The organism is Rhizobium mesoamericanum STM3625, assembly GCF_000312665.1.
Lineage (GTDB): Bacteria > Pseudomonadota > Alphaproteobacteria > Rhizobiales > Rhizobiaceae > Rhizobium > Rhizobium mesoamericanum.
The window spans coordinates 21,887-35,403 of record NZ_HF536774.1 but is presented as its reverse complement, the minus strand read 5'-3'; the positions used below and the strand labels follow the sequence as shown (position 1 = coordinate 35,403).

General features: G+C 59.6%; 5 protein-coding genes and 5 pseudogenes. 2 read left to right on the top strand and 8 right to left on the bottom strand.

Going from position 1 to position 13,517, the window contains the following annotated elements:
* Positions 1 to 191 (bottom strand): DUF4158 domain-containing protein (locus tag BN77_RS35200; protein WP_040678925.1); only part of this gene is annotated, 191 nt, incomplete at its 3' end.
* Positions 192 to 1,955: 1,764 nt separating this feature from the next.
* Positions 1,956 to 3,188, bottom strand: a pseudogene (locus BN77_RS32665) (IS701 family transposase).
* A gap of 168 nt (positions 3,189 to 3,356) precedes the next feature.
* On the opposite strand from BN77_RS32665, the pseudogene BN77_RS27700 reads away from it, so the two are divergent.
* Both BN77_RS27700 and BN77_RS32660 read left to right on the top strand, forming a co-directional pair.
* A pseudogene (locus BN77_RS27700) lies at positions 3,357 to 3,808 on the top strand (transposase); the annotation flags it as partial.
* Positions 3,809 to 4,124: 316 nt separating this feature from the next.
* Positions 4,125 to 4,572: pseudogene (locus BN77_RS32660) on the top strand (hypothetical protein); the annotation flags it as partial.
* Positions 4,573 to 4,702: 130 nt separating this feature from the next.
* Here the strand turns inward: BN77_RS32660 and BN77_RS27685 are convergent.
* From BN77_RS27685 to BN77_RS35600, 6 genes and pseudogenes are all read right to left on the bottom strand, one after another.
* Positions 4,703 to 9,742 carry a shikimate kinase gene (locus BN77_RS27685; RefSeq protein WP_007538528.1) on the bottom strand — a complete coding sequence of 1,680 codons (5,040 nt, stop codon included), beginning with the start codon at positions 9,740 to 9,742 and terminating at the stop codon, positions 4,703 to 4,705.
* Positions 9,743 to 10,071: 329 nt separating this feature from the next.
* Positions 10,072 to 10,419 (bottom strand): thioredoxin, encoded by a 348-nt coding sequence (trxA, locus tag BN77_RS27680; protein WP_007538525.1) that lies wholly within the window; start codon positions 10,417 to 10,419, stop codon positions 10,072 to 10,074.
* A 268-nt stretch (positions 10,420 to 10,687) separates the two neighbouring features.
* Positions 10,688 to 11,745 (bottom strand): annotated as a pseudogene (locus BN77_RS27675) (IS110 family RNA-guided transposase).
* Positions 11,746 to 12,123: 378 nt separating this feature from the next.
* The gene (locus BN77_RS27670; protein WP_040678921.1) at positions 12,124 to 12,381 is read right to left on the bottom strand and encodes a hypothetical protein; all 258 of its coding nucleotides are present in this window, start codon (positions 12,379 to 12,381) and stop codon (positions 12,124 to 12,126) included.
* 195 nt (positions 12,382 to 12,576) lie between these two features.
* Positions 12,577 to 13,083, bottom strand: coding sequence for a group II intron maturase-specific domain-containing protein (locus BN77_RS27665; RefSeq protein ID WP_280109957.1), 507 nt, complete (start codon positions 13,081 to 13,083; stop codon positions 12,577 to 12,579).
* Positions 13,084 to 13,119: 36 nt separating this feature from the next.
* Positions 13,120 to 13,344, bottom strand: a pseudogene (locus BN77_RS35600) (reverse transcriptase domain-containing protein); the annotation flags it as partial.
* Between the last annotated feature and the right edge of the window lie 173 nt (positions 13,345 to 13,517).

Sequence of the window (13,517 nt, the reverse complement as noted above, 5' to 3'; positions counted from 1 at the left end):
ACTCGACCCGGGTATCGCATCAGACATAGCTGGATGGCAAAGCCGAGCCGATTGTGATTACGTCTCCGCAGTTCGATCTCCAGGCGATCCGCCAATGACAACGAATAGTGGCGGATTAGGCTGTCCTCGTCGACTGGGATATCGACAAGCTTCCGGCGATCTTGATCTTTGAGAAGCTTGCGCTTTGCCATCGCCCGACTCCATTCATGACCAATCTGCGTCGAGCGTTGTCGAGTCGGGCCGGACAGAGAAATCAAAACTGGCGCATGTCGATGGCAATCCACAGAGATCGGATGTTGCACATCCGATCTCTGGCATCGTTCCGGTTTCGTTCGACCCTAGCGTACGATTTCGGACTGGTCTTGTTCTGACCCCATGAGGGGGCGATCGGTGTCATGGTAGCCTCCCCTCTGACATAAGCGCCTCTCCCGCCACGGCGATGTCGCGCACAAGGTCGGCGGTAGAGGCACCTCTCGCGTTCCAGCCAAAGGTGCCTAACTGCAATAACGAGCCTTTACTCTTAAAGTAATACTGTTAAGGCGAATCGCTAGTGAAACTCATCGCCCCCAGTTTCGTTCTCTGCTTCTGGAGGAAGACGCCAGTTCCGACCGTGCGTCACTATCCGCCCTGTTGAGGCTCTCCGCGGTCGTTCGCATACCTCTCAGTTGGGCTCGAGAGATGGGTCCCTGCTCTCCTGCGTGTCCATGAGCTTGGGCCTGAGCCTCGTCGATCCTCCTGTCCAAACTTGGAAGCGGCACCTGTGCCGCGTGGCGAGATGCAGACACTGCAAGCGGCTCGTCACCGGGAAGCGTGCTGACACTCTGCAAGTAGTCGACTGATAATTGCGATTGCTGCCCCGCGCTCAAGTGGTGATATCCCTTCAAAAGGGCCCGTGCAGCATTGTGCCGGGTAATCACGTCTGCCGAGTGGGTGGTTAATTGGACCGCTCGGTTAATAAGACGACTTCTGTTTGCACTGTCTAGATCACCCAAGTGGTCTCCTATCTTGGCGAGAGCCATGGCTTGATTTCTTGGAGCCTCGATGTTCAGAATGCGGTCGACGGCGTCTGTTTTTCTCTCAGGAGTTTGAAATTTAAATGTTGGCGCGAGCACGGGAGCTACGGCCTGTGCGAACACCCGGTCTGGCGCGCCTTGGTCCGGCGCGACTTGAGCCAGGGCCCTGTCGTGCAACGCTCGCGCTGAGCTGCCGAGCCGATTGATCCGCTGGTGAAACGTCCCAACGGAGCTTGCCTGAACCGCCTCTCGCGCGGATCGGCTCATGAGTTCAAAGTTCGCGAGGTTATTTGCCGTTTCAGATGTATCGTGGGTGGGTAGGCGGCTTGCCACCTCGGCCAATAGGTCATTTGGGAAGTGACTGTTTCGTTCCGCACCGCCGCCATCTCGGGATGAATTACCAGCTGTACGTGCCCGCTGTCTATCGCGATCCATGGATTACACTCCGACGTTAATCTACGACTTCAAGGTGGCAGCGAACAGTGACATACCAAACCGATATCACGTTACAATTGTAATTCTACCGAGGCTTCAAATCCAAGCCTGCGAGCTTACCGAGGTCTCGCCTCCTAGACGAATTGCCTTATCAGGTGCTCCCGGCCTTATACAGCGCCTATCGCTCGTCGGAGGGCGGACTATTCGAGTCCCATCACCTTTCTCTATCCCTAACGCGGTGAAAGCCGGTGACTGTCTCGGCATCGAATAGCGCACTTCTCGACGACCGTTCACCTTGGCGGTGGACTACAAGAGGGTCCTAACATTACATTTGCGTATTTGATTTGAGGTGAGCATGTCTGCTGCGGCTTGGTGGGCGCGTCTCCAGCACAACCATGCGATGACGCGTGAAGGTTCAATTCGCCGTTGCCAAGACGGGTTGCAACGCGGCGGATTTCCTGGACTGACCAGCGGATCATGGCCGGAGATCCTTTGGCGTTCGTTTCATCACGCTTTTTGGGGCGGCGCGGCGTTGGCATGGTGGCGGATGGTGGCCATCATGGCGAAGGCGAGCATGACAAGAGAGACATGGCGATGCCAGCCATGCCAGGAGCGGGTCTCGTTGTGGTCGAGGCCGAGTTCGTTCTTGGCGGTTTCAAAACTGTCTTCGATGGCCCAGCGGTGGCCCTCCACCGCCACCAGCTTTTCCATGGATGTGCCAATCGGACACCATGTTGAGAAGAAAGCAAGATCACCGTCGGCAATATTGCAACGGATCAGCAGTCCGCGTGTCCAGATCCCCGGGAAGGTCGCGTCGAAATCGTCGGCATCGAGATCGGCCAGTTCGACGTAGACCCAGTCATGCAGCCGCGCGCCTTTGGTGCCATCGCCGGTCGATAGGCGCCGCCAGGCATTCTCAGGCAGGGCTTCAGCGATGTCCTTTGCCGCACCGGCCACGGCAAGCGGTTTACCCCAGGAGTTGAAGGGATGATTGGCGTTCACGCCCAGCACATAGCCCTTGGCAGCCCGCTTGAGCGCCATTTCGATGTCGCCCACGCCATAGACACTGTCGGCAGCCACCCAGGAAAACGGCACATCCGATGCAATCGCCCGCTCGATCATCGTGCGTGCCAATGCCGGCTTTGTCACAAAGCCGACATTGGCACGCACATGGGCTCTCGCCAGGCGATCCCGGTCATTCGTCCAGACCTTCGGCAGATAGAGAGCCCGGTCGATGAAGGCATGACCATGTCGGGAGACATAGGATGCGAATACGCCGATCTGGCAATTGGTGATCTTGCCCGCCGATCCAGTATATTGCGGACCGACCCCGCAGGACGCCTTGCCCTGTTTGAGAAAGCCGTTCGCTGGGCGAATGATTCACCGGATCATTCGCTGATCCAGCTCACCATCGATCACCAGGACCGCATCAGGATCAGCCAGTGTCTCCAGCGCGTAATCGCGAACGATGTCGCGCAAAGCATCCGCATCCCAGTGCCCCCGACCCAGAATGGCATGCTGTCGCCACGGGCCGGGATCGCCGGCGGCTTCCGCACGTATCCAGCCCGTCTTACGACGCTCGTCTCCCAGCAAGCCATCCAGGAAAAGGTTTGCCGATGCGGCAACGCGCTCCTGCACGAACAGTCCGCGCATACGACCCTTCACTTCGCGCAGCGAAGATGCCCAAAGCTCTAGCGTCGTCTCGATTGATGCAACTGTCATCCATGACCTCCGAATCATGGTGACCCGTAGATTCACAACTGGAGAAATACGCAACTGTAATGCTAAGGACGATGGTTTGGTTACGACGGAGACGTGCCTGGATCGGTGTTCGTCTTTCGCGGAGAAAGCCGCCTCGTGCGCGTCTGCGGCCCATGGCAATGTCCGGCTGGAGGTTGCAACTGCCCGGGCAGCCGCGACGTCGATTACGGACTCAAGATCAATCTGACCACCGGCAGGAGCTAACTGATCCTCGATCTCGTCATCGAAGCCGGAAATCCGGCCGACAGCGAGCGGCTTTTGCCCTTCTGGAGCGCCACATCGCCTTCTATGGCGAAGCGCCGCGGCAGGCGGCCGCCGACGGCGGCTATGCAAGCCGTGAAAACCTGCGCCAGGCCAAGGCCTTGGGTGTGCGCGACATGGCCTTCCATAAGAAGAGCGGCCTCAGGATCGAAGATATGGTTAGGAGCCGCTGGGTGTATCGCAAGCTCAGAAACTTCCGGGCCGGCATCTCCTGCCTGAAGCGGACATATGGCCTGGCCCGCTGCACCTGGCGCGGGCTCGAGCACTTCAAGACTTATGTCTGGTCCTCGGTGTTGGCTTACAATCTCGCACGCTTCACGCGTCTCAGCTCGACCTGACGCCGGTCATCGCGCCGCGTTAAACAAGCCGCGAGCGCCGGCCGATACTCCACGACCATATTCGGCCAAATCGCCCTCCGGCCACAACCTGCAAGCCTTTGCCATCGTACGTCCCGAAAAGACACCGCTTCAGCGGGCAAAACACCTCTAAAAACCATGAAAAACAGGCGTTTATGGACGGGAACTAGTCTAGTTTCCGTCCATAAACCAGCAAGTCGCTGATATTGTTGCTGTTCTCGATTTTTCCGCGGGTAAAGCCCGGGTACACTTTAGCATCAAGCGACTGATTATAAAGGGAAACCTGCCGGCGCCGACAATGCGCCAAGAACGCACCGTCCATGCGAGCATATTCGATCTTTTTGCCGAACACGAGATTGGTCGTGAACTGAAAGCGATGTGGGACTGGCTGGACGGGCATCGCGATCTGCTTGGCTTGGTGGCACGCAACAGCGTCAAGGCGACCGGACGCCAGGGCCGGCGGCGGCCTGGCATAGCGAGACCATTGCCGCGCGGCCAAGAAGCGCGCCCGCAAGGTTCAGTTCACACGCGGTCGGCCGACCCGAGTCCTGATCTACCGTGAACTGATCGCAATCGCCCGCACGACCTTGGCCTATCTGAGCCAGGCGGGCGAGCGCCTGGTTGTCGCGACCAATCCCTCTATCGAATCATGGCAGATCGAGGCCTGTCACTATCGACCGCTGATCGAACGCATCATCTCCCAGAGCGAGACGCGCGTCCTGGTCGGCGACACCGTGCCGGCGGGTAACTTCGCTCTGACGAAAACCAGCGCCCTTGACCCTGTCCACACCTCAAAGACGACACCGCCCTAAGACAAGCGCTTGCACACGCTACAAAAAATGCCTGTTTATGGACGGAAACTAGTCTAGCTAGAGCTTATCGTCCTCGACTTGAGCGTTCTCTGCTTCTCGAGGAAGACGCTAGATCCGCTCGTGCGTTACTGCCGACTAGCAAAGGCTGCGGGTCGGCGGTGAGGGTGTCGAGGGGCGGCTGCCTTTCCCCTTCCCTCAATGGTGCAGCCGGTGCCTGGATGGTTTCCACGACGCCGCCCCCACAATCGTAGCCGTCGTGATGATCATCGTGCATGCGCTGCGCTGTTGGGACGGTGCCGGAAGCACCGGAGACACGTGATATCTCGGCAGCCGGCAGAGCGGCTTCTCTGTCGCTACACAGGAAAGCGTAGAGTTCTTTCACGCAAATGCGGGCGTTTTTCTTGTCTTTTCGATGAGGCGGGACGACCCTAATATCGGCCTTATTGTAGAAGGGCTCGCGCTCGTTGAGGATCTGAGTAAGCTTCTCTTCGCTGTCGCAGCCTTGCAGCAGCGGCCGGCTGCTGCCGATCTTGAGGCGCATACGGAGTTCTTTCGGGTCCATGTCCAGCCAGATCGACCTCGCCTTCTCACGGATCATGGCTTGATTGGGCTGCTGGACAAAGCAGCTGCCGCCGGTTGCGATGACTATGGGCCCTTTCTCCAGTTGCTCGGCGAGCTCTTTGGCCTCTAAGGCCCTGAACTGCGCCTCGCCAAGGCCGGCGAATATATCCTCCGAATTGCCGTGCCGGGCTGCGATGAGCTTTTCGATGTCGACAAACTCCACCCCCAGCTCCCTGGCAAGCTGGGCTCCGACGGTCGACTTGCCGCTCGCCGGCATGCCGACGAGCACGACCGGCCGCGTACCGAGGGCCGCGAGGATCTCGCCGGCTTGCGGCGAGCGAGCGACCGCAATCTGTTGTCTTGAGACGGTGAGCGACCTGGAGGTCCCTGCCGCCCTCGACCTGCTTTCTCCCGACGAGCCCCAGTGTAATATGTCCCAGGCACCATGTGGAATCGGGACCAGCTCGCATTCGCTCTGCGCGAACTCGGCCCGGTAACTGGCCGGGGTATGGAACTCGACCTCGAAGCGATAGTTCTGCGCGGTTCTGAACACCGTGTGAATACCACGTAACCGCGGCGTGTCCATTCTGATGAACCAGTTGGTGGTCTCGACCTCGCTGCAGTCCCGCTCCTGGAAGGCCAGTGCGGCCTTCCGAAAGGCGCGCGTAAAAGCCTCGTCCGGGATCTCGAAGACATGGCGCACGGCACTGGTTACCGTTTGGGCCGCCGGCGCCGCGCTCACGCCCTTGCCGGTCAACTGGTCGGCTATCCAGACCTGCCCGCGCGATCGTTGGCCAACATGCGGCACCTTCACTTCGATGCCGTCCTGCCGCAAAAGCTCGGCAACCGCATGCACCGTTTCGGTAATCGCGTTTTCATGCGCTCCGGCGGGGACCGCTTCGAGCCTGGCGCGCTCCAGGGCCTGTTCGCCGCTCAGCGTTATCCTGCTGGCGCGGTGGTCGTCGGTCGAGATTGCTAACGCGCTGGGCAGGATGCGCTTTTCGACGGCGAGTCTGATCGAGGCCTCCATGACCGAGGCCGCCAGCGTGGGGTTGTCTTTCAGATCCGCCAGGCTACCATCGACGTCGAACCGGCCCTGGAGGAGCCTTGCCGCCTGCGCCTTGACATATGGCGCCGACTTGAAGCCCGGCCTGCGCTCTAAGAGCCGCTGCAATTCGGTGGTTTTTTGCATGAATGCCCGCGCGCCGGTATCGGACTTATAGGCGTCCGTGCCGACCTTGATGCCGACGCTCAACAGATTCATGGCGCTTTCATGCAGATCGTCCGGGTTGTAGCCGTCGGGCCGCGGATCGATGCGCGGCTGATAGTGGTTGAGCAGGAAGTCGATGCGCTTGCTGGCATCAGCGGTTGCCGGATAGGATTCGCTGAGTTTCGGGAAGAGCGCGCCGGCGTCGGAGCTGACGGCAGGCTTTGCGCCGGGTGAAGCCATAGATCGCGCTAACTGCTGCATACCATCCGACTGCTCATGAGCCGGCTCGCTATTGAGCTCCAGGTTCCAGTTCTGGAGCTCGGCCACCAGCAAGCCGGCTAGTTCGCGGGCCACCGGATGCCTGGCGACCTTGCTGTCTTGCTCCGCCCTGGTGATGAGGTTATGGAGGGCCTGGCCATCCGGCCGATCTTGCTGCAACAGTGCGCGGATGTCGGCCTTGAGCTCAGGATGAATGCCCTCGTAGGTGCCGAAGATGGCACGCTCGGCAAACCAGCGTTGCGCCTCCAGCGGCTGCGCCAGCGCGTTGCGCTGCAGGCAGCTGTAGGTCTCCAGCACCAGACCGGTCGCCGACAGAATCTGCTTGGACCGGCTGAACTGGTAGACGCCATTCCCAATGGCCGGAGTGTGCGACTTCGGCGGCTTCATCGAGGCGATGCCGCGCGCCTGCACCTGCGCGTCGAACTGGCACACATGCTCGTAAAGCCTAGGCCGACCGCCGATGATGACGACGGCGTCGCCGTCAAAATCGCCGTCGAGCATTTTTTGTTCGACGGTCGGAACCGCAACCAGAGAGCCGGGCGCAAACACCTCCGTCGCCTGCAGGATGCCAACGCACTCGAGCGCGGTGTCGGCCTTGACCCGGTCCTTGTTCCGCAGCCAGCGCGAATCGCATTTGACGTCTTCGGCAGACATCACCACCTCGCGCTCGGCGAAATGCACCGGCCAAATTTCGTCAGGCACGACAATCAAGATGCCTTTGGCAAAGAAAGTCGGATCGTCGGCGGCAAGCTCAGCCCCCGACCTCTGCGCGACGTTGAAGCTGTATTGGAAGGCCACGCACCGATCCAGGAACGCTGCGGTCCGATCGCCATCGCGCGCCGACCTGACCCGGTCGGCGGCAAACGGGCGCAGGTTGGGCTTGTCATAGGGAGAGCGTCCGACAAGCACGCCAGCGTCACGGGTCAAGGTCTTGCTCTTGCCCGTCGGCACATGCAGGCATTCGTCGCTGGACGGCACGGCGATAGCGCTCGAGCCCTCGATATGACCCCCGGTCACCGTTCGGAACAGATCCTCGGCGGTGAGGCTTTGATGGGAATCGAGCCAAGCAAGAGCCTTCTCGCGGGTCTCCTGTGCCACCTCGACGCTGCGCGGATAATGGTGCAGCGCCGAGGGCGGTACCGCCGATTGCCTTTTATCGGCATAGGCAGGCAACCGCTCGGGAGCGTCGTGGCGAGCCCTGGCAATGGCCGGCATGCGCTCGGCCAGTGAGGCCCTGATGAAGCCGCAGCCGTCATGCGGCCGCAAGGCAATCTCGCCGCTTCGCCCCTCCAACCGAAAGGTGTGCACTGCGCCTGCGGGGCGGTCGGGCAGAAGGGACAGCTTGAAGCACCCTTCTAACGCATAATCATGCGGGCCCACGTCGGGGATGCTCGGCGGCGCGGCAAATCCGCGGCGCTGGGTATAGTAATAGGCTTCCTTGAACGGCGCCCAGGCCCGCGACAGCTGCTCAAAGGCCGTACGCGGAGCCGTCTCAGCATAGGGGATCGCCAAAAGCTTGCCGCTTGGGGCCTCTGCCGCCTCGAAGGGCAGGCGAGAGGCAAGCTTGCTCAGGCTCTCTTGCGGCGGCTTCAGTTTGCTGCCGCCGAACAGGTCCATGCGGTAGGGCACGCCGTCCACGGGGAACGTGCGTGTCAGCATGGCGCCAGTCGGAGTTCCCTTTAGCTGTACCGCCACCACCTTCACCGCGCCCGAGGTCAAGCGGTGGAAAATGGAATAGCGCAACTCGGCTTCGCTAGCCAGCGGCCGCCCTTGCATGTCGACCACCGGCAGCCGCATCAGTCCGGCATCGCCTTGCGGCGGTCTCGGCTCGTGGTCCATGGCCTGAAGGACCCGGTGGACATTGAAGCTGGCGGCCGCGTGCTGGGCCTGAATCATCGATGCGTTCTGCGCCATAAAGGTGTCGAGCGCTTCGAGCGGCTCCTTCGTTTCGATCTCGGCGATCACGTTCCAGCTCATGTAGGAAAGGTCGGCGTAGAGGAGGGAGCGGGCCCTATCCAGGATTTGCCTGCTCCTGCTGTGCAGCTCTTCCTGCCTGGCCTGCAAGGCGAGCTCGTCGCCATCGATATAGGGCCGCCGGTAGAGCGTCTCCAGCACCGCCCGGGTCTTGAGCACCTGATAGATCGAAAGCGCCGGGCAGCGACTTGCATTTGCACCGCTGGTGCGCTCGGCCTGGTCTGGATTGAGATAGGCATCGATCTTGTGTTCCACCACAGGTTGGATGGCGTTGAGCAGGTTTAGCGCAGACCTGCGGTGCCAGCGCAACACCGGCTTCGGGCTGCGCGCCAGTGGCAGCAGGGAGGCGCAAAGATTGCCCATCGTCTCGAGGTTGTTGTCGAGCTCGAACCCAGGAGTGGCACGTAACACTTCGAGCCTGTCCAGTCCTGGCTGTGCCAGCGCACCGAGATCGTCCAACAACTGCGCCTTGCCCAACGCCTTGAATATGCCCGCGATGGCACGGACATCGGCCTGCTGAAGCCGATCCTCTGCATATTGGAGGTAGTGCGCCACCTGATGCAGCCGGTCCTTCAGCAAGGCGGGTTCGGCGACCTCGCCGGCAATCTCTCCCTCCTCAATACCCCGCGACAGACCGTTGGCGATCCTGACTAGCGCAGGCGTGCTAAAGGTGCTGAAGCGACGGCCCTTGGAACCGAGCTCGCCGGCGATGGCAACGATCGCCTTGCGTGCTTTTTCTTCTTCCGGCCACTTGCTGAAACCGTTCATGAGATGGGCCAACTCATCATCCGAAAATCCGTCCAGATTGCCGTCGCGGGCAACCACCGCGCCGGCAATGGCAACAGTCGCTTCACGCGTCTTTTGCTGGTCCGGCCATCTGCTGAAGCCGTTCACCAAGTCGGCCAACTCTGAATCCGAAAATCCGGCGAGGTTGCCGTCGCGGGCTACCACCGCGCTGGCGATGGCAAGCGTCGCTTCGCGCGTCTTCTCCTGGTCCGACGTTGCGTCGGAGATGCGGTGAGGACCTCCTTCGATATCAGCACGCCGTGCTTGTCCGACCAACTCTCCAGTGCTGTCCATATTCACTCTCCGATCCAGCAAAATGCTTCGCCTAGAGCCTGTCAACAACAGGGCATCATTGGTTTGAGTGCGGTCGCTCGAGCCTGCAACTGCATGCGTGAAAGCCGCAGCATTCGCGCAATGGCAACTGCCTGGACAACGCGGCAATGAAAAGCTTCTTCCCCACTCGATCGCTCCGACAGCATCGCAAGTCCGAAAGACGGGGAGGACTATATCCGCTATTACAAACCAACGACTTCATCAGGCTGAAGCTCAAAGAGCTAAGCCCTGTAGAAAACGACGTAAACCACCGTGAACTCTACCGTTTACGGGGGTAACTCTACTTTTTTTCATTGCAGTACAGGGTGAGCGAAATCGATGAGGCAGTTCGAAATCCAGTTCAAAAGAGCAGACTTCGGTTTAGCGCCGACCGAGAAATGGGCCACTTCGCCGTCCTTGAAGATCGCGAGCGTGGGAATTGAGCGCACGCCCAATTGGCCGGCGAGTTCCGGGTTTTCATCGATGTTGAGCTTGGCGACCTTGATCCTGCCTTCCATCTCAACGGAAATTTCCTCGAGGCTCGGAGCAATCATCTTGCAGGAATCGCACCATTCAGCCCAGAAATCGACGACAACGGGCGCCGCGGATTCCAGAACTTCCGACTGGAAATTATTGATATTGACTTTCACGGTAGTCATAGGCCGCTCCAATGAAAGAACACAAGGGGTAAAGCACCAGCATTTGCGGGCATTTCCTTGGGTTCGGTTGTCTTTTGACCGGCGTTTTGACCGATCGGCTAAATCTCTTCGTTCCGCTGGACAGGTTGTTCCCGTCCTTCGGTTCTCGAACCACTCTCCAATGCGTGACCTGATGCGTTGGCTTCGGTCACAGAGTGGCGTTCGGCTCCCGGTTTCCCATTCTCCTTGAGGAGCGCAGCCCAGACCTGCCAGGCTCGCTAGAACGTCATCAGGACAACCGGGATATCGTCGACGCGCCTTCCATGTTGCTTTCGCCGCGCGGCTTGTAAGCGCGCTGATCACGCAGGATCTGGAAGGCGATCGTCAAAAGCTTACGCGCGATGGCCACACGCGCCTTGTTGGTTCCTCTGATCTTCAGATGCTCGTATTGGGCGCGCAGCTGTGGATCGCTGGCGATGGCAGGAGAAACCGCTTCCACGAAAGCCCAGCGCAGCCACTTGTTGCCCTGCTTGATGATCTTGCTCTTGCCGCCGGAGGAATAGGTCGACGGTACAAGCCCGGCATAGGCGGCAAGTTTCTTCGGGTTGCGGAACCGCGATACGTCGTCGATCTCAGCATCGATCAGCCGGGCGAAGAACTCGCCAATGCCGGGGATCGTCTTCAACAATTTGACGTTGCCATTGGCCTTGGTCATCGCCCGGATCGTCGCTTCCGACTGCTTGATGCGCCGATCGATGTCGCCGATGAACGCAACGCCGCGATCGATCTGGATGCGGTCGATCTCCGAGACCTTCACCTGCGCCAGCTGGACGCGGCCGGCCTTGCCGAACAGGTCACCGAGCTTCTTCAGCTGTGCCGTCTGCTCGGGATAGCGGTCGAACACCGTGACGATGCGGTTCTTCGTCATCGTGCGCAGCCGCACGTAAAACATCCGCTCGCGCAGCGCGACGCGAAGGCCCCGCGATTTTTCGTTGGCGCCCAGGCCTCGGGCACCAGATCAGCCCTGAGCAGATGCGCCAGCACCGTCGCATCAATCTTGTCCGTCTTGATCTTGGCATCGGCAATGGCCTTGACCTTCAACGGATGGGCAAGAACGACATCATCACAAATGTCATCGAGCCAGTCGTAGATCACCATCCAGTTGCGCGTCGCCTCAACGACGGCATGCGTGTTCTCGCGGTAGCGTTCCAGGAACCCGCCAAGCGACTGGCGGTCGTTCTTCACCCGGCCGGATCTCAGCATCTTGCCGCTGCTGTCCTGCACCACCAGATGGCTGTAGGATTTGTGGTAGTCGACCCCGATATGGCATTCATAAGTGGCAGTCATGCTTCCAACTCCCTTGTTGAGATCTTCGAAACCCCAATAAGGTAAGCCGAAACGCTGGAAGTGTGACTGTCCCTCGATCATCATCGGCATCTCAGTGATCTGTTCTCTCAACGGGCGCGGCCTCTTTCATGCCATCTCCTTTGACTGAAGAAGATATTGAACCACATGCGATGGTGCGGTGCATAATTTTCAATTATCGAGCGGATGCTCTTTGGGACAAAGGGGCGTTGCCCCTGCGATGCCGGAGCCCGAAGTTCCTCCCTGAGGCAGCCTCCTCCCTTTTGGATAATTCAGCATTGTCATACCTTCTTTATAAGCAGAAGCTTTACAATTAAGGCAAGAGGCGCTGTCTTTCAGCCGCACCGCCGGGCCGTTCGATCAGGCGTCCTGCACGAGGGTCGTCTCCCCATCGCGGCTGTTGCCGAGGCGCAGCTCGTTCCAGGCGTGTCCGGTTCGCCTAGCCGAGGTGGTGTTATCGGCGTTTAATTCCCTAATTTCCACCCGGCCGTATGCATTCACGACCGATTCATCATCGCGCAAATGCGGCGCGTGCGAGACTAGCGCGCGCGCCAACGCCATTTCGTTGTGGCCATCGTCGTGTCCTTTTTGCTGATGCACCAGCGCCGGCAATTTCAAACTTTGAAAATTCCCTTCCTACGCTGCCTACTTCTGCGTCAGCAGTTCGGCGTAGTGCGGATGCCAATTCGAACTGTATGGGTTGGTGCGGCTCGGGTCCATGTTTATTCTCTTACATTTGCAATCAGCTATGCGCAGCAACTGCTACTCTGGCTAGCTGTCGAGACAATTGACGAAAGGCGGGCCTGTCGCAAATTATTCCTTAGCCGCATGTTGATGCGGATTGATCGGGGTAGGGGGACGCCTCACGGCGCCACCCCTCCCACACCACCGGGCATACGGGTTACCACGGCGGTTCGACCAAGCTTGGGCAGAGAGATGGAGTCGGGGAAGACCGAGTGACTTGAAGTAATGGTTGCGTTGGGCCTGTTGCACCGCGGGGTGTCCTGACATGCGCCAGAATCCCGTTGGCGAACCGGCGGCAATCGCAGCACGGAACTTCGGAACGCCACAACGGCGCAGTTCCTTGAAGCGGTTGTGTCCGTTTCCCCATTGCCGCCAAAGATACATACGTAGTCTTCGGCGGATCCACGCTTCCAAGTTCGTAAGCACCCGCGGGGTCTGGCAGAAGCCGAAGTAGCCGCGCCATCCGATGAGGTATTGCTTCAGCTCTTTGATCAACTGCGGCAGGCTGATTCCCCGCGTCCGGCTTGTCAGGTCCCGGACCCGCGCCTTGAACTTGTCGAGAGCTTTCGGCGCGATGCGCCGCTCGCTCCCGTCATTCGAGATGCTGAATCCAAGGAACTTCCGCTCCTCCGGTTGCGCCACCGCGCTCTTCGTCTCGTTGACCTTCAGCCGCAGCTTCTTGGCCAGAAACCGGCTTATGGAAGCCATGACGCGTTCACCGGCGCGGCGGCTGCGAATATAGATGTTGCAGTCGTCCGCATAGCGGCAAAAACGCAGACCCCGTCGGGCCAATTCCTTGTCGAGATCGTCGAGCACGAGATTGCTTAGGAGGGGTGAAAGCGGACCACCTTATGAACAGCGCTGTAAAATGCGCAGTGCTCGGTTGTAGGGAGCGGATTTGCGGGAACCCGTACGCAATCACTGTGCATAATCGATGATTATAGACATGTCAGCCAGGCGAGCAGTCTCGCGTCCTGACTCCACTCCTGTCAGGCGAAATGAGAAACTGA